Source organism: Thalassotalea sediminis (assembly GCF_030295915.1).
GTDB classification, from domain to species: domain Bacteria; phylum Pseudomonadota; class Gammaproteobacteria; order Enterobacterales; family Alteromonadaceae; genus Thalassotalea_C; species Thalassotalea_C sediminis.
This window is the reverse complement of the sequence record NZ_AP027361.1, coordinates 2,271,305-2,293,499: the sequence shown is the minus strand read 5'-3', so window position 1 is coordinate 2,293,499 and position 22,195 is coordinate 2,271,305. Positions and strand designations below refer to the sequence as shown.

At 38.9% G+C, this 22,195-nt stretch carries 23 protein-coding genes; 13 read left to right on the top strand and 10 right to left on the bottom strand.

Going from position 1 to position 22,195, the window contains the following annotated elements; all coding sequences use genetic code 11:
* Position 1: 1 nt before the first annotated feature.
* On the bottom strand, positions 2–793 hold the full coding sequence (tcdA, locus tag QUE09_RS10550; RefSeq protein ID WP_286232722.1) for a tRNA cyclic N6-threonylcarbamoyladenosine(37) synthase TcdA: 792 nt from the start codon (positions 791–793) through the stop codon (positions 2–4).
* Positions 794–863: 70 nt separating this feature from the next.
* Positions 864–1,130, bottom strand: a complete 267-nt coding sequence (locus QUE09_RS10545) for a hypothetical protein (RefSeq protein ID WP_286232721.1) — start codon at positions 1,128–1,130, stop codon at positions 864–866.
* Positions 1,131–1,246: 116 nt separating this feature from the next.
* Here QUE09_RS10545 and QUE09_RS10540 point away from each other — a divergent pair, with 116 nt between their 5' ends.
* On the top strand, positions 1,247–2,236 hold the full coding sequence (locus QUE09_RS10540; protein WP_286232720.1) for a GlxA family transcriptional regulator: 990 nt from the start codon (positions 1,247–1,249) through the stop codon (positions 2,234–2,236).
* Positions 2,237–2,357: 121 nt separating this feature from the next.
* Here the strand turns inward: QUE09_RS10540 and QUE09_RS10535 are convergent, their stop codons facing one another.
* Complete coding sequence (locus QUE09_RS10535; RefSeq protein WP_286232719.1) at positions 2,358–3,644, bottom strand: citrate synthase; 1,287 nt, start codon at positions 3,642–3,644, stop codon at positions 2,358–2,360.
* Positions 3,645–4,046: 402 nt separating this feature from the next.
* On the opposite strand from QUE09_RS10535, the gene sdhC reads away from it, so the two are divergent.
* From sdhC to odhB, 6 genes are all read left to right on the top strand, one after another.
* Entirely contained in the window at positions 4,047–4,421 is a 375-nt protein-coding gene (gene sdhC, locus QUE09_RS10530) for a succinate dehydrogenase, cytochrome b556 subunit (protein ID WP_286232718.1), read from the top strand.
* Positions 4,415–4,762, top strand: a complete 348-nt coding sequence (gene sdhD / locus QUE09_RS10525) for a succinate dehydrogenase, hydrophobic membrane anchor protein (RefSeq protein WP_286232717.1) — start codon at positions 4,415–4,417, stop codon at positions 4,760–4,762. The genes sdhC and sdhD overlap by 7 nt, the downstream gene beginning before the upstream one ends.
* The gene (sdhA, locus tag QUE09_RS10520; protein ID WP_286232716.1) at positions 4,763–6,532 is read left to right on the top strand and encodes a succinate dehydrogenase flavoprotein subunit; all 1,770 of its coding nucleotides are present in this window, start codon (positions 4,763–4,765) and stop codon (positions 6,530–6,532) included. It abuts the gene before it with no gap.
* Between the two features lie 12 nt (positions 6,533–6,544).
* On the top strand, positions 6,545–7,255 hold the full coding sequence (locus QUE09_RS10515) for a succinate dehydrogenase iron-sulfur subunit (protein ID WP_286232715.1): 711 nt from the start codon (positions 6,545–6,547) through the stop codon (positions 7,253–7,255).
* 151 nt (positions 7,256–7,406) lie between these two features.
* Positions 7,407–10,214: a 2-oxoglutarate dehydrogenase E1 component gene (locus QUE09_RS10510; RefSeq protein ID WP_286232714.1), complete on the top strand. Its 2,808-nt coding sequence runs from the start codon at positions 7,407–7,409 to the stop codon at positions 10,212–10,214.
* Between the two features lie 38 nt (positions 10,215–10,252).
* Positions 10,253–11,734, top strand: a complete 1,482-nt coding sequence (gene odhB, locus QUE09_RS10505; protein ID WP_286232713.1) for a 2-oxoglutarate dehydrogenase complex dihydrolipoyllysine-residue succinyltransferase — start codon at positions 10,253–10,255, stop codon at positions 11,732–11,734.
* A 53-nt stretch (positions 11,735–11,787) separates the two neighbouring features.
* Here odhB and QUE09_RS10500 read toward each other — a convergent pair whose 3' ends face one another.
* Complete coding sequence (locus tag QUE09_RS10500; protein WP_286232712.1) at positions 11,788–13,029, bottom strand: helix-turn-helix domain-containing protein; 1,242 nt, start codon at positions 13,027–13,029, stop codon at positions 11,788–11,790.
* Between the two features lie 209 nt (positions 13,030–13,238).
* Between QUE09_RS10500 and QUE09_RS10495 the strand changes: the two genes are divergently transcribed.
* The 3 genes from QUE09_RS10495 (at position 13,239) to sucD (ending at position 16,140) form a co-directional block, all read left to right on the top strand.
* Entirely contained in the window at positions 13,239–13,910 is a 672-nt protein-coding gene (locus QUE09_RS10495; RefSeq protein ID WP_286232711.1) for a DUF2306 domain-containing protein, read from the top strand.
* 191 nt (positions 13,911–14,101) lie between these two features.
* Entirely contained in the window at positions 14,102–15,268 is a 1,167-nt protein-coding gene (gene sucC / locus QUE09_RS10490; protein ID WP_286232710.1) for an ADP-forming succinate--CoA ligase subunit beta, read from the top strand.
* Positions 15,268–16,140, top strand: coding sequence for a succinate--CoA ligase subunit alpha (gene sucD, locus QUE09_RS10485; protein WP_286232709.1), 873 nt, complete (start codon positions 15,268–15,270; stop codon positions 16,138–16,140). Before sucC ends, sucD begins: the two co-directional genes overlap by 1 nt.
* Positions 16,141–16,179: 39 nt before the next feature.
* Here sucD and QUE09_RS10480 read toward each other — a convergent pair whose 3' ends face one another.
* Both QUE09_RS10480 and QUE09_RS10475 read right to left on the bottom strand, forming a co-directional pair.
* A complete protein-coding gene (locus QUE09_RS10480; protein ID WP_286232708.1) occupies positions 16,180–17,040 on the bottom strand; it encodes a hypothetical protein in 861 nt (286 codons plus the stop codon).
* Positions 17,041–17,163: 123 nt separating this feature from the next.
* A complete protein-coding gene (locus QUE09_RS10475) occupies positions 17,164–17,370 on the bottom strand; it encodes a hypothetical protein (protein WP_286232707.1) in 207 nt (68 codons plus the stop codon).
* 194 nt (positions 17,371–17,564) lie between these two features.
* Here QUE09_RS10475 and QUE09_RS10470 point away from each other — a divergent pair, with 194 nt between their 5' ends.
* The 3 genes from QUE09_RS10470 to QUE09_RS10460 all read left to right on the top strand — a co-directional run bounded on the left by QUE09_RS10470 (position 17,565) and on the right by QUE09_RS10460 (position 19,984).
* A complete protein-coding gene (locus QUE09_RS10470) occupies positions 17,565–18,332 on the top strand; it encodes a hypothetical protein (protein WP_286232706.1) in 768 nt (255 codons plus the stop codon).
* Positions 18,333–19,025: 693 nt separating this feature from the next.
* On the top strand, positions 19,026–19,703 hold the full coding sequence (locus QUE09_RS10465) for a DUF4386 domain-containing protein (RefSeq protein ID WP_286232705.1): 678 nt from the start codon (positions 19,026–19,028) through the stop codon (positions 19,701–19,703).
* Between the two features lie 89 nt (positions 19,704–19,792).
* On the top strand, positions 19,793–19,984 hold the full coding sequence (locus QUE09_RS10460; RefSeq protein WP_286232704.1) for a hypothetical protein: 192 nt from the start codon (positions 19,793–19,795) through the stop codon (positions 19,982–19,984).
* Positions 19,985–20,136: 152 nt separating this feature from the next.
* On the opposite strand, the gene QUE09_RS10455 is transcribed toward QUE09_RS10460, so the two are convergent.
* From QUE09_RS10455 to QUE09_RS10440, 4 genes are all read right to left on the bottom strand, one after another.
* Complete coding sequence (locus QUE09_RS10455) at positions 20,137–20,337, bottom strand: DUF4250 domain-containing protein (protein WP_286232703.1); 201 nt, start codon at positions 20,335–20,337, stop codon at positions 20,137–20,139.
* A 243-nt stretch (positions 20,338–20,580) separates the two neighbouring features.
* Positions 20,581–20,757: a YrhK family protein gene (locus QUE09_RS10450; RefSeq protein WP_286232702.1), complete on the bottom strand. Its 177-nt coding sequence runs from the start codon at positions 20,755–20,757 to the stop codon at positions 20,581–20,583.
* An 8-nt stretch (positions 20,758–20,765) separates the two neighbouring features.
* Positions 20,766–21,221, bottom strand: coding sequence for a carboxymuconolactone decarboxylase family protein (locus QUE09_RS10445; protein WP_286232701.1), 456 nt, complete (start codon positions 21,219–21,221; stop codon positions 20,766–20,768).
* A 47-nt stretch (positions 21,222–21,268) separates the two neighbouring features.
* Positions 21,269–22,081: a helix-turn-helix transcriptional regulator gene (locus tag QUE09_RS10440; RefSeq protein ID WP_286232700.1), complete on the bottom strand. Its 813-nt coding sequence runs from the start codon at positions 22,079–22,081 to the stop codon at positions 21,269–21,271.
* Positions 22,082–22,195: the final 114 nt, after the last annotated feature.

The following is a 22,195-nucleotide window of genomic DNA, read 5'->3' as shown; positions in this document are numbered from 1 at the left end:
CTTATTGTTTAGTGTGTGCTTTATTTGCTAATTTTTCTAATGCTCTACCTACGGCAAAAAAAGCAAAACTGGCCGTTACATGGGTTGCGGCACCAAAACCGCCGCTACAGTCTAATCTCATTGCACCCTCTGTTGCTTGTTTCGCTTGGCAAACTTCGCCTGAACCATCAGGGTATTTTAGTTGCTCTGTTGAGAAAACAGCATCTATGCCGAACTTACGTTTAGTATTGCGGCTAAAGTTATACTCCCGGCGCAGTTGATTTCTCACTTTAGCAAGTAATGGATCTTGATAGGTCTGGCTCAGATCTGTTATGGCAATTTTCGTCGGATCAATTTGACCGCCTGCACCACCAATAGTAACAAGGTTGATTTTATTGCGTTTACAATGGGCGATTATGGCGCTTTTTATCTGCACAGAGTCGATTGCGTCAATGACATAATCGTACTCTTGATTGATAAGTTCACGAAGGTTTTCTTGGGTCACAAAATCTTCTATGCAATTGACCTGACAACTCGGATTAATGAGTTTAATTCGTGCCGCCATAACCTCAACTTTACTGTCGCCTACCGTTGTCGTGAGCGCATGGATTTGACGGTTAGTATTTGTGGTACAAATGTCGTCAAGGTCAATGAGCGTAATGTTATTAACACCGGTTCTAGCAAGCGCTTCAGCAACCCAGGAGCCAACACCGCCAATACCGACAACGCAGAAATGAGCATTTTTAATGGCAGTTGTACCTACTTGCCCGTATAAACGTTCGATACCGCTAAATCTTGTTTGATAATCTGACATAACATGACAACTAAATGGAAAGTTGGCGCATTATATAGTCAGTATTTCTAATAGGCAAAAACGAATTTCGCTAACAACAAATACCTTTGATAAAAGGACAAGCCTTAACATGTTTTTTTAATGATAAAGACACTGTATCGATACTACCGAGCAAGGTATTCAGTTTACTATCTATTACGATTGCAAATGCAATGACTAAGAGCATTAGTAACGGTAATATCACAAATGTGCCAAGCGATGTAATTGGATAATAAAATGGAATAACTGCAAATGTGGTTAACACAAGTAATATAAAAATACCGTGTACTGCTTGAATAAAACGTATTGTCTTTTTCATGTCTATTTCTTCCTGAACGCCAACATCGCAAAGTGTAACGCTTGCATAGTAACCCAACAAGTGTCATATTTGCCATATTAGCTGTCAAAAGTGACACTGATTTTTAGGGTATTTCGATGAATATAGGCATAATTGCAATAAATAATTGCATGGTTTCTGGCATTTACGGTGTACTGGATATTTTCGTTGCCGCTAATTTTTGCATAGAAAAAAAATATGGGAAAAATAGCCAACACGTCATTAATTGCCAAATTTATACGACAAATGGTCTACCTGTTCGAGGATTTAACGGTGTCGAAGTAAAACCTACTGCATCAATAGATGATGAGAAACCATTAGATATTATTATTGTTGCTGCTAATGCAGAAATTGTTGTTGAATGTTGTCAAGAAGCCACCGACTTTGAACATAAAGATAAAATAGATCATTGGCTTAATAGACATTATCAGGCCGGAACAATTATAGCGAGTTACTGTACAGGGGCGTTTATGCTAGCAAGTGCAGGGCTACTCACAGGCAAAGTAGCCACAACACATTGGCGTAATGCAGAGTTGTTCAGGCGCCTATATCCGCACATTAAATTAGCCTCAGACGAATTGGTTATCGATAATGGCGACATTATTTGCTCTGGAGGATCTATTTCTTACATTGATCTATCGTTACACCTTATAAATAAATATGTTGGTAGAGACATAAGTTCTGAATGTGCAAAATTATTGGTATTTGACCCCATTAGAGAAAAACAATCTCCTTATGTAAGTTTTGAGAAACATAAAGATCACAACGACCAACCGATATTGAAAGCCCAGGAATATATTGAAATTCATTATAAACAAGAAATATCAATCGATATGTTGGCGCAAAGAGTAGGGTTAGGTGCTAGAACGTTTAAAAGACGTTTTAAGCAGGCTACAACCGAAAACCCATTAAATTACTTACAACGGATACGTGTAGAACAAGCAAAATTAAAATTAGAAAAAACAACAGAGCCGATTAACAATATTATATGGTCAGTAGGTTATGAAGATGTTGGTAATTTTCGACAATTATTTAAAAGATTTACGGGGTTAACACCGAAAGATTATCGCCAAAAATTTGCGACGTAATGATATGGTTAAAATGAATAGTTATTTGAGTAAATATTTCAAATAGGTGTTTGATTAATTAATGGTTTAGCATAAAAAAAGGGAGCTATTCGCTCCCTTTAATAATTTTGTTTTTTGCGAGTTATCTTTCAGCTAATGGCTTAAACTCACGATTAATTTCACCCACGTAGTTTTGACGAGGACGACCGATCTTCTGACCAGGCTGTCCTAACATTTCATCCCAGTGTGAAATCCAACCAACAGTACGTGACATAGCGAAGATAACGGTAAACATATTTGTTGGAATACCGATAGCTTTCAAGATGATACCTGAATAGAAGTCAACATTAGGGTATAACTTCTTCTCAATGAAGTATGGATCTTCAAGAGCCACTTTTTCAAGTGCCATTGCTACGTCTAGTAGTGGATCTTTAATCCCTAACTCGTTTAAAACTTCGTGACAGGTATCACGCATAACTGTTGCGCGAGGGTCGAAGTTTTTATAAACACGGTGACCAAAGCCCATTAAGCGGAAAGAGTCATTTTTATCTTTAGCACGTGCAACAAATTCGTCAACACGGCTCAAGTCGCCAATTTCTTCAAGCATATTTAAGCATGCTTCATTCGCGCCACCATGTGCAGGGCCCCACAATGAAGCTACACCTGCTGCAATACATGCATACGGGTTAGCGCCAGAAGAACCTGCTAAACGTACTGTTGACGTAGAAGCATTTTGTTCGTGATCAGCATGAAGCGTGAAAATTCGGTCCATTGCGCGAGCAAGCGTAGGACTTACTTTATATTCTTCAGCAGGTACCGAAAATAACATATGAAGGAAATTTTCAGCATATGTAAGGTCATTTCTAGGATAAACAAATGGTTGACCAATGCTATATTTATACGCCATTGCTGCAATTGTTGGCATTTTTGCAATCAAACGATGTGCACTGCGCATACGCTGTACGCGATCATTAATATCTAAGTCACTGTGGTAGAACGAAGATAATGCGCCAACAACACCACAAACCATTGCCATTGGGTGCGCGTCAGGTAAGAAACCTTGGAAGAAGTGTGCTAACTTCTCGTGTACCATCGTATGGTTAGTGATTATTTCTTTAAATTCATTATATTGCGCTTCTGTCGGTAGCTCACCGTTTAGCAATGTGTAGCAAACTTCTAAATAATCTGCTTCTTTCGCTAAGTCGTCAATTGCGTATCCACGGTGTTGTAATACACCTTTACCGCCATCGATAAAGGTAATTGCTGATTCACAAGAAGCCGTAGCTAAAAAACCTGGGTCGTAAGTGAAGTAGCCCGCACCGCCTAGTGTGCGAATATCAATAACAGGATTGCCAGCAGTACCTTCAAGCACTGGTAATTCGGCAATTTGTTTGCCATCAATACTAAGAGTGGCTTTTGATTCAGCCATATGTTTTATCCCCTATTTAATTCGTTTTCTGATCACCTTACATATTATAGAATGAAAAGATAATCAGTTTTTATGAATATAAAACTGCGCCGTATTCTACTTCAAAACGCCCCCCAAAAGTCAATCTAATTGTTATAAGATTAGACTAAAGTCATATTATAATTTGTTATCGATTAAAAATTAGTCGCAAGCCCTTAAAAACAAGGTAAATTCTCGGGTAAGAAAATTGTAATTAAAAATTTAGGGCTATATAATCACGTTGATCTGAGTAAAAGTTCTACAGACTGAGGAAAGTTTTAAAATTTTTGACTAAGATCGTTGGGGGGTTGCTCATTTATATCGTAAAAAGTGAGTAGCAAAAAAGAAAGTTGAAGGCTCTAAAAGGGCACTTAGGCAACAATCGTGAAAAAACAACGTCCTGTAAACCTAGATCTAACTACGATAAAAATGCATTCGGCAGCACATGCATCTATTTTACACCGTATATCGGGTGTAATTATGGTCTTTGCTATCGGTATTTTATTGTGGACATTATCCTTATCATTAAATTCTGCAGATAGCTTCGCGCAAGTAAAAGCATTGCTTGATGGTGTTTTCTTTAAATTAATCATAATTGGTATTATTTCAGCGCTTTTATACCACTTGCTTGGTGGCATTCGTCATTTATTGATGGATCTTGGGCACTTTGAAGAAAAAGCGTCAGGAATTGCAAGTGCAAAACTTATCATTGCTCTTTGGTTAGTATTAACTGTCGTATTAGGAGTCCGCTTATGGTAAACAACGCAGCTACTGTAGGCCGCTCTGGCGTACATGATTTTATTCTATTACGTGCAAGTGCCGTTTTATTGGCCGCTTATACGTTATACCTTTTAGGTTTTTTCGTCACGACACCTGAGATTACTTTTGATATATGGCAAGGTTTCTTTGCAAATATCTGCACGAAAGTATTCACTGTTCTTGCACTTTTTGCGTTACTTATTCATGCATGGATTGGTGTATGGCAAGTATTATCTGATTATGTGAAACCTGCTTTTTTACGTGGTGTTTTACAGTTTTTATTTGCCGTGTTGTTATTAGCATATTTAATAACAGGCTTTTTAACAGTGTGGGGTGTGTAAGTGAGCGTATCAGTTCGTGAATTTGACGCCATAGTAATTGGCGCAGGCGGCGCGGGTATGCGCGCTGCATTAGCAATTTCGGAATCAGGCAAAAGTTGTGCACTGATTTCTAAAGTTTTTCCTACTCGTTCTCACACAGTATCTGCTCAAGGTGGTATTACTGTTGCGCTAGGTAATGCGCATGAAGATCATTGGGAACAACATATGTATGATACCGTTAAAGGTTCTGATTATATCGGTGACCAAGACGCGATTGAATACATGTGTAAAACAGGTCCAGAGTCGATTATCGAATTAGAGAATATGGGGTTACCTTTCTCTCGTTTTGAAAATGGCAAAGTTTACCAACGTCCATTTGGTGGACAATCGAAAAACTTCGGTGGTGAACAAGCTGCACGTACAGCGGCAGCAGCCGATCGTACTGGTCATGCATTATTACATTGCCTTTATCAGCAAAACGTTAAAAACAAAACAAATGTGTATTCAGAATGGTATGCATTAGATTTAGTGAAAAATGACGATGGTGCTGTTGTTGGTACAACTGCTATTTGTATTGAAACTGGTGAAGTTGTTTATTTTAAAGCTCGCGCAACAGTTTTAGCAACAGGTGGTGCTGGTCGTATATTTGCTTCAACAACTAACGCTCATATTAATACGGGTGATGGTGTTGGTATGTCGCTTCGTGCTGGCGTACAGATGCAAGATATGGAAATGTGGCAGTTCCACCCAACAGGTATTGCAGGTGCAGGTACACTAGTAACTGAAGGTTGTCGTGGTGAAGGTGGGTATCTGCTTAATAAAGATGGTGAACGTTTCATGGAACGTTATGCACCTAATGCTAAAGATTTAGCGGGGCGTGATGTTGTTGCTCGTTCAATGATGACTGAGATTCGTGAAGGTCGTGGTTGTGACGGCCCTTGGGGACCACACATCAAACTTAAGTTGGATCATTTAGGTCGTGAAACGTTAAATCAACGCTTACCAGGTGTTTGTGATTTATCGAAGACTTTTGCTCACGTTGATCCTGCTGAAGAACCGATTCCAGTTATTCCTACCTGTCACTACCAAATGGGTGGTGTACCTTGTAATGTTAACGGTCAGGCTATCTCATTCAACCCTGAAACGGGTGAAGATACCATTATCGAAGGTTTATTTGCGGTGGGTGAAATTGCCAACGTATCAGTACATGGAGCAAACCGTTTAGGTGGTAATTCATTACTTGATTTAGTTGTATTTGGTCGCGCAGCGGGTAACTTCTTAGGAACTTACCTTAACGAAACTCAATCAGCTAAAGATGCATCAGATTCTGATATTGAAGCGGCTCTTGCTCGTTACAACCGTTGGGAATCATCTGATAAAGGTGAAGATCCAGTTCAAATTCGTAAAGACCTACAGAAATGTATGCAATTTAACTTCTCGGTATTCCGTGAAGGTGATGCTATGGCAGAAGGTATGAAAGAATTGACTGAAATTCGTGAACGCCTTAAACATGCGAAACTTGATGATAAGTCTTCTGAATTTAACACCCAACGAATTGAGTGTTTAGAATTAGACAACCTTATGGAAACTGCTTTTAGTACAGCCAAAGCGGCTAACTTCCGTACTGAGTCTCGTGGCGCACATGCTCGTGAAGATTTCCAAGAGCGTGATGATGAAAACTGGTTATGCCATACCATTTACAGTCCTGACACCGAAGATATGTCTAAGCGCACTGTAAATATGGCGCCAATTCACCGTGAAGCTTTCCCACCGAAAGCACGTACATACTAAGGAGCGTCGCTAATGAAACAGGTATTTTCGATTTATCGTTACAACCCAGATGTTGATAACGCACCTTATATGAAAGATTATGAGTTAGAGATCCCAGAAGGCTCAGACATGATGGTTTTAGATGCCTTGATCTTACTTAAAGAGCAAGACTCTACATTGTCTTTCCGTCGTTCATGTCGTGAAGGTGTTTGTGGTTCTGACGGTCTGAATATGAACGGAAAAAATGGTCTGGCTTGTATAACGCCTTTATCGGCTGTAAAAGCAAACAAGATCGTATTACGTCCATTACCAGGTTTGCCAGTTGTTCGTGATTTGGTTATTGATATGACACAATTTTATAACCAATACGAAAAAATAAAGCCGTATTTGATTAATGATGGCAAGGATCAACCTGCACGTGAACATTTACAGTCTATAGAAGACCGTGAGCAACTAGATGGTTTATATGAGTGTATTCTTTGTGCTTGTTGTTCAACATCTTGTCCTTCATTTTGGTGGAATCCAGATAAATTCATCGGCCCAGCAGGCTTATTACATGCCTATCGATTTTTAATTGATAGTCGTGATACAGCAACTGACGAGCGTTTAGATGATTTACAAGATGCCTACAGCGTTTTCCGTTGTCATGGCATTATGAACTGTGTTGATGTGTGTCCAAAAGGGTTAAACCCAACTAAAGCTATCGGCCATATCAAGTCGATGTTATTATCACGCGCAGTTTAAAAAATAATCAAGGCGAGTTGCAGAAGCAACTTGCCTTGATTTTGTTCAGGGATATTAATGATTTTTAAAGAAATTAGGCTATAGTCTAATGGACTTTACTCTCATTTTTATTTAATTTTTAATTGCTTTAACCCTATTCAAGGAACAGGCAATGCCAGAAGGTGTAATGAAGGCTTGGCTAGAGTCTTCCCATTTAAGCGGTGCAAATACTGCTTATATAGAAGAACTATATGAATCTTATTTAGATAACTCGCAATCTGTTTCAGAGGAATGGCGTGCTGTATTTGACGATTTACCAAAAATCGAAGGTGCAGATGTTGAATATCGTCATTCTGAAATTCGTGAAGAATTTCGTGAGCTTGCTAAACAAACACATAAAACAGTTGTTGTGTCAGGTGGTAGCGATGCTAAGCAAGTCAAAGTACTACAGCTGATTAATGCGTTTCGCTTCAGAGGCCATCAAAATGCCAATATAGACCCATTAGGTTTATGGCAGCGTGATCAGGTTCGCGACTTACAGCTATCTCATCACGAACTATCTGAAAATGATTTCGATCGCGAATTCAATATCGGTTCGTTTGCTAGTGGACAAGAGCAAATGAAACTCGGTGATTTATACAAAGCGCTACGCAAAACTTATTGTGGTTCGATAGGCGCTGAGTATATGCACATGACTTCTACTGAAGAAAAGCGTTGGTTACAACAGCGTTTGGAATCGGTGCAATCTCAAGCACAATTATCAGTAAAAGAAAAAGAAGAAGTCTTAAAAGGATTGATCGCAGCTGACGGCCTTGAAAAATACCTTGGCGCTAAATTTCCTGGTGCAAAAAGATTTTCATTGGAAGGTGGTGATGCACTGATCCCAATGCTTAAAGAACTAATTACCCGTGCCGGTGCTCATGGTACCAAAGAAGTTGTGCTTGGAATGGCACACCGTGGACGGTTAAATGTATTAGTTAATGTGATGGGTAAAAACCCATCAAAACTGTTTGACGAATTTGCCGGAAAACATGATGATTTAGTCGGTTCTGGTGACGTTAAGTATCATATGGGGTACTCATCTGACTTTGTTACACCAGGTGGCAATGTTCATTTGGCATTGGCGTTTAACCCCTCTCATCTTGAAATTGTAAATCCAGTAGTAATGGGCTCTGTTAGAGCACGTTTAGACCGTCGTGACTGTAATGGTGGTGATTTGGTTTTACCTATTACCATCCATGGTGATTCGGCGATAGCCGGTCAAGGTGTTGTACAAGAAACTTTTAATATGTCACAAGCACGTGCCTTTAAGGTGGGTGGTAGTGTACGTATCGTTGTTAATAACCAAGTTGGTTTTACTACATCTAACCCAGCGGATACCCGCAGTGGTGAATACTGTACTGAAATAGCCAAAATGGTTCAGGCACCAATTTTCCATGTAAATGGTGATGATCCGGAAGCGGTTATTTTAGCGACACAGATTGCATTAGATTTTAGAAATAAGTTTAAGCGAGATGTTGTGATAGATCTTGTTTGTTATCGTCGTCATGGACATAACGAAGCAGATGAACCAAGCGCTACTCAACCGTTGGTTTATAAGAAGGTTAAAAAGCATCCTACGCCTAGACAACTCTATGCTAACCAACTTGATCAAGAAGGAAGTATTCGCCTAGACCGTTCAAATGAACTGGCCGAGTACTACAGAAAGTTACTTGATGAAGGTCAATGTACTGTTGAACAGTATCGACCAATGACTGAACATTCCGTTGATTGGACACCGTTTTTAGATCATGACTGGGATGACCCATATGATGGTGATATTCCGCTAGAAGAACTTAAAGCATTAGCTGAAAAAATCTCTTCATATCCGGAAGATCACGCTGTACATTCACGTGTTAAGAAAATTTACGATGATCGTAAGAAAATGGCGAGTGGTGAAAAGTTACTCGACTGGGGGTTTGCAGAAAACCTTGCTTACGGCATGATCGTTAAAGGTGGAGATCGCGTACGTATTACTGGTCAGGACTCTGGTCGTGGTACTTTCTTCCATCGTCATGCAGTATTGTATAATCAAGATGATTCTAATGCTTATGTACCATTAAAAAATGTTAGTGAAGATCAAGGTCCTTTTGATGTGCATGACTCGGTATTATCAGAAGTGTCTGTGTTGGCATTTGAATATGGTTATACCACAGCAGAACCAAATGGCTTAACGATTTGGGAAGCTCAGTTTGGTGATTTTGCCAACTGTGCGCAAGTTGTATTTGATCAGTTCATTTCTTCTGGTGAACAAAAGTGGGGTAGGTTATGTGGTTTAACTATGCTTTTACCGCACGGCTATGAAGGACAAGGCCCAGAGCATTCATCAGCACGTTTAGAGCGATTCTTGCAACTATGTGCCGATCACAATATGCAAGTATGTGTTCCTTCAACCCCTGCTCAAGTGTTCAATATGCTTCGTCGTCAAGTAGTACGTCCTATGCGTCGTCCATTGATTGTTATGTCGCCAAAATCACTTTTACGTCACCCACTTGCAGTATCTTCACTAGAAGACTTAGCAACGGGTTTCTATCATAATATTATTGGTGAAGTTGACGACAATATTAAAGCTGAAAATGTAGATCGTGTTGTGTTCTGTAGCGGTAAAGTATATTACGAATTGATTGAACAACGTCGTAAGAATGAGCAAGAGAACGTAGCGATTATACGTGTTGAACAGTTATACCCATTCCCAGAAAAAGAATTAGCAGCTGAGTTAGAACAATATCAGCATGTAAAAGAATTCGTCTGGTGTCAGGAAGAGCCACAAAATCAAGGTGCTTGGTATTGTTCGCAACACCACTTTAGACAGGCTATCCCTGACGGTACTTATTTGACATATGCTGGCCGAAAAGCTTCTGCTGCACCGGCTGTAGGTTATATGTCTGTCCATGTTAAAGAACAGCAAGCGCTAGTAAATGATGCGCTAAATGCTAAGTAGACCATTGTTGTGGTTAAGAGATTGTAAGGAATAAATGAATGACGACCGAAATTAAGGTTCCAGTATTACCAGAATCAGTTGCTGACGCGACAGTTGCTACTTGGCACGTACAGGTAGGTGATAGCGTTAAACGTGATCAAGTATTAGTAGAAATTGAAACTGATAAAGTAGTGTTAGAAGTACCAGCGACTTCTGACGGTGTAATCAGCGAAATTCGTGAAGGCGAGGGTGCTACTGTGCTAGGCGAACAAGTTATCGCTATTTTGGAAGCTGGTGCAGCGGCTGCTCCGTCAGCCGATAAGGAAGATACGCCTGCTAAAGAATCAGCTCCTGAAGGCCAAGTACAAGATATTTTGGTACCTGTATTACCAGAATCAGTTGCTGATGCAACGATTGCTACATGGCATGTAGCTGAAGGTGATTCGGTATCTCGTGATCAAGTATTAGTCGATATTGAAACGGATAAAGTTGTTTTAGAAGTACCAGCTACATCTGACGGTGTGATGGGGAAAATTATTCATGCAGAAGGTGATACGGTATTAGGTCAGCAAAAAATCGCTGAGTTAATTGCTGGCGCGTCGGCTACATCTGCTCCAACGGCTGCTCCTGCAGAAGAAGCTTCATCTGGTGATGAAGTTGCTAGCCCTTCAGTTCGTCGTTTAATGACTGAAAAAGGCTTATCTGCGAGTGATGTAAAAGGAACTGGCAAAGGCGGCAGAATTACCAAAGAAGATGTTGAAGCAGCGGTACATAAATCAGCGTCTGCTGAGACAAAATCTTCTCCTGCAGCCGTTACACCTGCTAACAGTGCATTAGGTGAGCGCAGTCAAAAACGTGTACCAATGACACGTTTACGTAAAACTATTGCTAACCGCTTGCTAGAAGCTAAAAACTCAACAGCAATGTTAACCACATTCAACGAAGTAAACATGAAACCGATCATGGATCTTCGTAAACAATACAAAGACGTTTTTGAGAAAACACATGATACACGCTTAGGTTTCATGTCGTTCTACGTAAAAGCGGTTACAGAAGCATTGAAACGTTTCCCATCAGTTAACGCTTCAATTGATGGTGATGATATTGTTTATCATAACTTCTTTGATATTTCTATCGCTGTGTCTACACCTCGTGGTTTAGTTACTCCTGTTCTACGCGATTCTGATCAGCTTTCAATGGCAGGTATTGAGCAAGGCATTCGTGATTTAGCGATCAAGGGTCGTGACGGCAAGTTAACAATGGATGACATGCAAGGCGGTAACTTTACCATCACTAACGGTGGGGTATTTGGATCATTGCTTTCAACGCCTATCATTAACTTACCGCAAACTGCGATTTTAGGTATGCATAAAATCCAAGATCGCCCAATGGCGGTAGATGGTAAAGTTGAAATTTTACCAATGATGTATTTAGCATTATCTTATGATCATCGTTTAATCGATGGTAAAGAGTCTGTTGGCTTCTTGGTAACGATTAAAGAGTTGCTTGAAGATCCAACACGCTTATTACTCGATGTTTAATAAGTAATATTTGTGAATAAAAAACCGCTCTTATGAGCGGTTTTTTGTATCTATCAACTTGGTTCTATTTTAACGTTATTGCTTAAGTTCTTTTTAAACTTCCCTGGCGTGACGCCCGTATACTTTTTGAATGCTTTATAAAACGAAGATTTTGCATTAAAGCCAGACGCCATCGCAATATCAAGTAATGACGTGTCTTGTTTCGTAATAAGTGTCTTAGCATGCTCTGTTCGCAATCGATTTACATAATCAAAAAATGATTCTCCAAGATGTTCATTTAATGTTTGAGAGAGGTAGTTTGGCGGCACAAGTAAATATTTTGCAAGTTCAGGTAATGATAAATTGGCGTGTAAGTAATATTGTTGACTTTGCATTGCTTTATGTAATTTATTGGCAATACTTTTAGATTGATCTTTTCCTAAGGCCGAGCGATGGTATTTACTTTGGGGGGATGAAATTCTAGGTTTTTCATTCGGTAATCTTTCGTTAACCGTGCTAATCGTGCTTAAAATATCGATGTTATTTACTGGCTTACCTGCTTCAACGTTATGCGATTCAAATCCAGGTTTTTGTCTTAGTCCCCAAATGCTTAATGTCCAGATCATGGCAAAGTAGCATAATGAGATAAAGTCGCTGCTAACTAACGGTGAGTTATTGTATATGAAGGGGAACATATGCAATAGCACCGCGATCCATGTCAATGCAAAAATAGATACTAACCATATAACCCACAGTAATTCTTTTTGCTCTGTTGAGGAAAATACAGCGTGTAATTGTTGTCTATATCGGATCAGCCTTTTAACTATGACGATTAAGTATGTGGTTGTTTGGATCATAAAAATAACAAACAAAATAAACAACATGAGTACTAATACAATTGCGTGTTTTTCTGTCGGTTGCTGACCTGTAATAACAAGGTCTATAACCATTGAAGAAGGTATCGTTGCAATATAAACAGCTGACAATACACCTAATAAGGCTGGAATAAAGTGTGGCCAATAGTGACGATTTATGCGCCACGCCTTTGTGGTTGTTAGCCCCTTAATATAAAGCCATAGAGAGACAGGCTGGATAAAAATTGTCGGTAGCAATAAATACAGAGAGTAGTACGTAAACTTAGGCCAAATTGTATTGATTGCAGGCAAAGAAAACGTAAGGCCGCTCGAAATAAAAAATAACGTTAAAGGTAAATAAATAGGCGCTTTGTTAAGCCGTGGTATCGCTAAAGATATGGTTAATAAAATTTGACCAAGCGCGATAAGCAATACCGTAACCGACAAAGTGTTTTCGTACATTGAATGTAAAACCTTTTTACTAACATCACGATGCTCAAACACCTGTGACAATGATTCTATTGTTTAATATACACAAATCTTTGCAGAAAAAGCAGTTGAAAAAGTCTTCGCGTATAGGCGCGGACGACAAAGCTAACCGTAAACCTTAATGATTAATACAACAGAATAACCATGTGTTTATTTGAATAGAGTTAATGTTAGGAACTTTTATGAGCATTCGAGAGAAGTTGTCCCCTTGGCGAACCAGTATATTATTATTGTTATTAGGCATGATTTCTATTGCATTAGGTGTTTTACAATTGAATAGTATTGGTAATGGTACGACTAATAGTACGTATACAGAAACGCCGTTGCCTATAGTGATTCATATTGTATTTGGCATTTTTTTCAATTTATTATCACCATTACAATTTGCAGAACCAATTCGTCGAAAAACGCCTGGCTTTCATCGTATCCTTGGTAGATTATTGGCGGTCAGTGCTATTCCTGTTGTTTTGTCAGCGTTGTGGATGAATCAGTTTTTTCCTAGTTACGGCGGCGCATTAAAATATGCGGGGATTGTCGCATATAACCTTCTGCTGATAACGTCGTTGGTTATTGCTATCTATGCGATTGCTCAGAAAAATATTATCCGGCATAAGCTTTGGATGATGAGAGCGATGGCAGCAGCACTTGGGCCGGCGACACAACGACTTATCATTCTTCCTATTTTTATGCTGTTCGGGCAAGAAATATTAACTGACTTAATTATTGGTATTTTAATATGGGCAGGCTTGATTGTTAACTTATTATTTGTGGAATATATACATCGAAAATCAGCAAAAGAAAAAATGCGTAAAAATGTAGGAATATTGTCGAAAAGCCTTGCTAAAACCCACTAACGTTCATTTTAAATGATAAAGATTTCTACACTTAATTAAAACTTAATCGAAAAAGTCTAAGACTAGACTATAGTATAGCTTCTAAGGGGTTTGCTCTTTAGAGCTTTTGTACTATAATCGGTCGACTTTTCGATGGTAATGACAGTTAGAAAGTCGTTACCTCTTCATTTACAGATAAGTGGAAAAACACCATGAATTTGCATGAGTATCAAGCGAAACAATTATTCGCTGAATATGGTTTACCAGTTTCTGAAGGTTTCGCGTGCGATACCCCTCAAGAAGCTGCTGAAGCTGCTGACAAAATTGGCGGCGATATGTGGGTAGTTAAGGCACAGGTTCACGCTGGTGGCCGTGGTAAAGCTGGCGGTGTTAAGCTAGTTAAAACTAAAGACGAAATCAAAGAATTTGCACAACATTGGTTAGGTAAGAACTTAGTAACTTATCAAACAGATGCAAATGGTCAGCCTGTTGCTAAAATTTTAGTAGAAAGCTGTACTGATATCGCGAACGAACTATATTTAGGTGCGGTTGTTGATCGTGGTACGCGTCGCGTTGTTTTCATGGCATCAACTGAAGGTGGTGTAGACATCGAAACAGTTGCTGAGGAAACGCCACACTTAATTCATAAAGCGGCGATTGATCCATTAGTGGGTCCACAAGCATACCAAGCACGTGAATTAGGCTTTAAATTAGGTTTAAACCCAACGCAAATGAAGCAATTCGTTAAGATCTTTATGGGTCTTGGTAACATGTTCAATGATCATGATTTTGCGTTATTAGAAATTAACCCATTAGTGATCACAGACGAAGGTAACCTTCACTGTCTTGACGGTAAAATTGGCGTAGACTCAAATGCGTTATATCGTCAACCAAAAATCCGTGGTTTCCACGATCCATCTCAAGAAGATGAGCGTGAAGCACATGCGGCACAATGGGAATTAAACTACGTAGCATTAGATGGCAACGTAGGTTGTATGGTTAATGGTGCAGGCCTAGCAATGGGTACAATGGATATCGTTAACTTACACGGCGGTAAGCCAGCTAACTTCTTAGATGTAGGTGGCGGTGCAACAAAAGAGCGTGTTGCTGAAGCATTCAAAATCATCCTTTCAGATGACAATGTAAGCGCAGTACTCGTAAACATCTTCGGTGGTATTGTACGTTGTGACATGATCGCTGAAGGTATTATCGCTGCTGTTAAAGAAGTAGGCGTTGAAGTACCAGTTGTTGTGCGTTTAGAAGGTACTAACGCTGAAGCTGGTCGTGAAGTATTAGCAAGCTCAGACGTAAACGTTATTGCTGCTGAATCATTAACTGACGCTGCGACTAAAGTTGTTGCTGCTGCGGAGGGCAAATAATGTCTGTATTAATTAACAAAGATACTAAAGTTATCTGTCAAGGCTTCACTGGTGGTCAAGGTACTTTTCACTCAGAGCAAGCGATTGAATATGGAACGAAAATGGTTGGTGGTGTATCACCAGGTAAAGGCGGTCAAACTCACCTAGGTCTTCCAGTTTTTAACACAGTGCGTGAAGCTGTAGAAGCAACTGGCGCAACAGCAACAGTTATTTATGTTCCTGCACCTTTCTGTAAAGATGCAATCTTAGAAGCTATCGATGCTGGTATCGAATTAATCGTTACTATCACTGAAGGTATTCCAACGCTAGACATGCTTGACGTTAAAGTTAAGCTTGAAGAAACAGGCGTTCGCATGATCGGTCCTAACTGTCCAGGTGTTATCACGCCGGGCGAATGTAAAATCGGTATCATGCCAGGTCACATCCACAAGCCAGGTAAAGTAGGTATTGTATCTCGTTCAGGTACATTAACTTACGAAGCAGTTAAGCAAACAACTGACGCTGGTTTTGGTCAATCAACATGTGTTGGTATTGGTGGTGACCCAATCCCAGGTACTAACTTTATTGACGTATTGGAAATGTTCCAAAACGATCCACAAACTGAAGCGATCGTAATGATCGGTGAGATCGGTGGTACTGCAGAAGAAGAAGCAGCTGAGTACATTAAAGCTAATGTAACTAAGCCTGTAGTTTCTTACATCGCTGGTGTTACTGCTCCTCCAGGTAAGCGTATGGGCCATGCTGGTGCTATTATCGCTGGTGGTAAAGGTACAGCTGATGAGAAATTTGCTGCTTTAGAAGCGGCTGGTGTTAAGACTGTACGTTCATTAGCGGACATCGGTGTTGCACTTAAAGAGAAAGCAGGTTGGTAATCGGCTAACCTTCTTTTTGAAGATTTGAAAAACCCGCCATTAGGCGGGTTTTTTGTTTTTACAACATTTATTAAATGTTTCTCCAGAACCACAAAAACACTTTAAATTATCCTGCGAGTAGATTTGTTCTGGATTATAACTGATTTGTTTTGCGCAGAAGTACTTTAGCCAAAAAACTAGATGGGATATATTTTTTGTTACCTTTGTAATAAATTCTTCAACTGATTCATTATTTGGCATTATAGGCTTTTGAATTAAGTCAAAGTCTTTTTTAGGTATATCAACAAGATCTATAGCCCAATTAAATTGGTTTACTAAGCCACCATGATGCACTGATAGATTTCTAATTTTTATAAGTTCTTCAATCCATAGCTTTTGGTTAAGTGTTATTAGCTTAATTATTTTATTTGCTTGTTTATTCTTTATGGATTTTTGTTTTATAGATTCGATAAATTTATCGTTGAAAGACGTTTTTTCAAGCTGAAAGGTTAGGGATGTTAGTTGAGCTAAGCTGTCTAACAGTGATTTTGTTTTAGTTATAAATGATTCTATTTCAATTTTCGTTTCAGGATAATCAAATACGATTATAAAATCACTTCTTTTAGAGTTTTGAGCCATTTTTATACAATTAGTAATGCCACCACTGCTCTTAACTACCTCTTCATAAGCAATTTGATTGTCAGAAGAACGTCTATGAATTCCTTCAAGAATAACAAACTTATGTAACACACATGATTCTAGTTTTAAGTAAATACCATCTAATATTGCTCTTATTTGTTGATTATCACTAAATTTTAGAGAGTTTATCGGCGAGTAAGCGTAATTCAAATGTTCGCTTTTCGTAAACTTATGATCTCTAAATAATGCGATTTTTGAGGTGTCTTTGATTATATTAATCATAATGATGAGTTATAGATATTTAGGATAAGTATAGTAATAACGAGGAGGGTAGTATATAGAATCTTCATAGTAGAGAATGGATGATTTATTCTTGTTAAATACTTTAAGGTTTAGTTTTATTTTCTACTTATATTGTCGAGGGTGCTCGACGGCACCCAGAAGGGGCTTTGCGCGAAGCCCCTCTGGACTCCCTGCGCGCTGCTTGCAAATGCTGTCTCTAAAATCAAGATCTCGCTTTCGATGTAACGCTAAGAACGCATATTCTATGCTACTTAGCTTTGCTGGCGTCGTGCCAGCAATACATGCAGCGAGCTTTTCGATTTTAGGCATTTGCTCAAAGCAGACTTAATGCTTCGTTCTCGTTTGGAGTTTAATTTCGTTGCTTTCCCTCTGAATCACTTAGCGTTGATTCAGTCTAGCTGAAACCGTTTGACTTGTTATCGATAATCGAAATATATTGTAAGATGAATCTAGGCAATTGATTATGCTCGATTCTGTATTCGCACTAAAAGGGACTTTTCAAAATGAATCAATTTCTAATTTATATTGTAGTTATAAGTAGCTGTTTATATTCAATTAACTCTTCAGCAGCTGATCTACAAACTAAAATAAATGTTGAGTCACTTGCACTTCCAAAATACTTAACTGCCCATGATTCTCATGAGTTAAAACAAGCTTATATTGCTTTAATGAACTCTGACGCTAAATTGGATGGACATGACAGAGAATTGATAAATGCCTTTGAAAGATTACCTAATTTCGAATGGTGTAATACTGCTTTAACAATGGCATTATTTGAAGAGGCTTTGAGCGTGTTAAATAGTCATAATAAAACTCTATTGAAAAAAATTGCAAAAGATAAAATTGAAAGTGACTGTCTGAATATCAAACTTTTGAATGCAATTCACGCTGATGGTGAAGATAAAATTTTTGGAATATATGAATATATAAGCTCAGCAATGTCCAATAAGATTGATTTAGTTGACGCAGTAAAAAACAAAAAATACCTTACAGATGAATATACTTTTTTAGCTACAAAATATTATGACAATATTACCTACAAAGCGCTTCTACAGACTTACCTTGTACTTAACATTCGCAATTACAAAAAAGTTATCTTTGATCGCAATAACTTGACTATTTCTCTCTATTTACTTGCTGACTCTTACTTAAAAAATGACGATGAATACAAATACAGAATGGTTATGTGGAGTATTGTCAGAGAGTTGCAAAATTTAGGGATAATTGGAGAGTATAGTTACAGACAAGATTCTGAAATAAAATTTCATTAAAATAAAAGGGGTCGGTGACGTTTATGGTGAAATAAATAGGGTCAGATACAAATTAAAATACTTTAGAATTTGGTGTTTTAGTTCTGGCTATGTTGTCGCGGTGGCGACGGCACCCAAAGGGAGACTGCCTCCGGCCTCCCTTTGGAATCCCTCGGAGCTGCTTGCAAATGCTTTTTCTAAAATCACAATCTCGCTTTCGATGTAACACTAAGAACGCATATCCTATGCTACTTAACTTTGCTGGCGTCGTGCCAGCAATACATGCAGCGAGCTTTTAGATTTTAGGCATTTGCTAAAAGTAGACTTAATGCTTCGTTCTCGTTTGGTGTTTAATTTCGTTGTTTCTAACTAAGTTAACGATAAAAGTGAGCAGTGCAGTTAACACCAATTCCCATGTCAGCGGTTTGTTAAATGACTAGCAAGGGTAAGCCTCGAGCCGAAACATCGATGTTGAGGGCTGCCGTGCAGAGGGACGAGCATTCGGCAGGTATCGAGGTTTACGCTAGTGATTTAACAAAGTATTCCGCTGTTTGGGCACCGAGGGGGTTGCAAGGGGGAAACTGGTGTTATTTCCCCTTTGCGTGCTGTCGGCACACCGACAATAACAGTACTCCCCTGTAGGATAGGACGCTTTTCATGCTTTAATTTGCAAACCTATGTGTTCATACATTTTGAACATATAGGAGACGTATAGTGCTTACGAATAAATTAGTGAGGTTAGCAGGAGCGAGCTATTTGATATTAATTATCAGTGGTATTTTTGGCATGGTATACGTGCCATCTGTTATGTTTAATTGGCACGACTCATTACAGACAATGGTTAATTTCGAGCAAAATCTGGGTTTATTCCGATGGGGGATAACGGGTTGTTTAGTAAGTTTTATCGCGTTTACTGCTATGTCAGTATTACTTTTTGTCATATTTAATAAAACAAATTATACCTTAGCACTATTATTATTGAGTGTTGGTTTGGTCGGGGCGGCAGCATTTTTAGCTAATACCTTATCTTATGTAGAAATTGTCAGCTTGATAAGTAGTGGTATTGAACATTCGGTAGAAGTTGCTCAACGCATTTTGTTGTTATCATTATCATTTTCTCAAGGCTTTATGCTTATTCAAGTATTGACTGGTGTTTGGCTAATTTTGTTTGGTGTACTAGCGATTCAATCACACTTGCTTCCTTCAATAATCGGTTGGCTGTTGATAGTGTCGGGGATCATTAATTATATAACGGAGTTCGTTTTAAATTTTTTACTTACCAGTGACAGTTTACCCACATACATCTCAATAGTAGGCACAGCCGGAGAATTTATTGCTTGTCTATGGTTGTTAATTCTTGGCAACTTTTGGAAGCAGAAAACACAACAATAGGTGTTTAATTTCATTGTTTCTAATTTAAGTTGACTTTAGAAGCGAGCTGGGCAGTTGATACTGGTTCCCTTCTCTGCATCGAGAGGAAAATGACGAATACGAATTATCGACGCGAGATAGGGTGTCGAGCGCTTGCGTTTAGGCTTGTAGCCGTATCGCAAGGTATCGATAATATCGTCGATATTTTTCGAGAGGTAGTTGCAGAGCGGGGCGGTGAGGGTTTCCAAAGGGAATTCACCGACCAATTCCCTTTGGGTGCTGCGGCCACCGCCGCAATATAATTTAGCTAGTACACCGAGTAGGTAAGTATGTTTTTAGAGAGGTTGCAAAAAGGGAGATGACATTTTTGTTTAATTTATATTCTTTTGTGCATACCTTGTCCTTGGCAAGTATATGAATAACGTAACTTGCCAATTTAAAAACCAACATGCAGCTATTGAATATTGGGCATAAATTGGTTTAAACCTGCTTCATAATGAAAATTAATTTCAGCGAGTCTATTTTCTAGTTGCTGCTCTTTAACATCCATTAGTGCTGCAAGGCTGTGTAGATTTGTGCATTCATGTCGTAACCTATCATTAGCAATACCCAGTAGTATGTTGGCATCCATATCAATGTATTTGCACACTTTCATCACAGACCTTATCAATCAATAAACTACTCAACTAAGTGTAGTGTTGAACAGATAATATCGCCAAAAATAAGGGCTAGTAACACAATAATTGACAATGTGAGGAGTAATGAAATAGATGTGTGCTTATACTCTTGTTATTAGGTTGCGCTGATTAATTTAAGCGGAATTCGTAAAATAATCAGCGAAAACCTATTCCCTTGGCTAGTTATGCTAAGGTGCTAATAATTAACGTTTATGTACCGACTAAGGGCGAATGATGTCGATAAACATTAGCGCTGAACCCAACATAAAAAGCCAAACTCCTGTTGTGGCGTATTCTGCAAAAGTAGGTAAAAATAATGAGCTGCCAAAGAAGAAAGACAAGCTTGCCAATATACCCAGTTTATTTATTGCAATACGATCGCGTATTTTTGTTGTCATCGCTCACCTCATGCTTTAATTTCTGGCTGAAAACCAAAACCCACAGATATTCGGTTCCAACTATTTATTTCAAGGATTACGGTTGTTAGCTCTACGACACCTTGCTCACCAAATGCCTCAGTAACTTGTTGATAAGTTTGATCGGTAATCTCTTCACTTGCTATCAGGGTTAATGCTTCAGTCCATGCAAGTGCTGCGCGTTCTTGCGCAGTAAAACAAGATAGCTCTCGCCAAGCGGACAATACATCCAACCTAGATTGTTGTTCACCATCTGCTCTGGCTTCATCGGCATGCATTTTTTGGCAGAAACCACAGTGGTTTATTTGCGAGGCTCTTAACTTCACTAAATGAAGTAATTGTTTTGATAGCGTTTCATTGTCTGCGAGCTTGCCTAAACCAATAAGGTGAGTTGGCACGCGAGGGCAGTTTTTGTATAGGTTTTCGGGTGAAAGTCTCGGTTGCATATTGTGCTCCTTAAAATAATTAACGTCATTTTAAGGACTGATAGATATTACCGATTGGAAATTTGCGACAATTTTCTTTTTCGATATTGCAAAGGCGTTTCTAAGGTTTTCTCATGAAAAACATTCGTAAAATGCGCTTGATCATAATAGCCACAGTCTAATGCTATTTCACTTAAACTATCACTGGTGGTAATTAACCGTTGTCTTGCGCCACGAATTTGAGCAAAGCCATATAATTGCAGAGGTGAACACCCTGAGTATTTGCGCAACTGCCGTTCTAAAGTACGGCGACTAAAGCCATATTTTTCCGCCAGTTGATTCGGTGCAATCAGACAACTAGAGGCTTGCGTTAAAATAGCTATCCATTTATTAAAACGTTGTTGAACGTGCATTGCACGTTGCAAAAGCCAACATTGTATTTTCTCTAGTTGTTTATCTATCGATAATTTGTCCATAGATTCGGCAAGTCTTTGTAACTCAGCACGAGTTGAAAAATTATTCGTTATCAAATCGATTTCTTCATTCTGATTCGACAAACTATCAATATCTAGCAGAGCTTGAGCCGCTCCAGGCTTGAAACGTACACTAATATAATGAACCGATGTATCCCAACGGTGAGTAATAACCTGCGTATAATGATAATAACGGATATCTACGCTGTTATTGTTAAATATAAACATTAGGCTTGAGCCAGCATCGGGGTATAGTTTTTCTTCGATTAAAGGGGGAGTGGCATTCATAGGGTTGGTCGTCCATAAACATTGTACCCAGTTAGCAAGCAGCTTATTGGGCACTATCATACGAAGACCAAAATCATTAAAGCTAGCAGCAGGTATTATACTTGATTGTTTTAATAACACTCCTAGCTTCTCCTAACATACGTGCCTGATCGAACTTCAACCTATTTTGATGTGATTCATTATCAAGATCAAGAAGGTGAAATACAGAAAATAAAAGGAGGTGGACATTTTTGT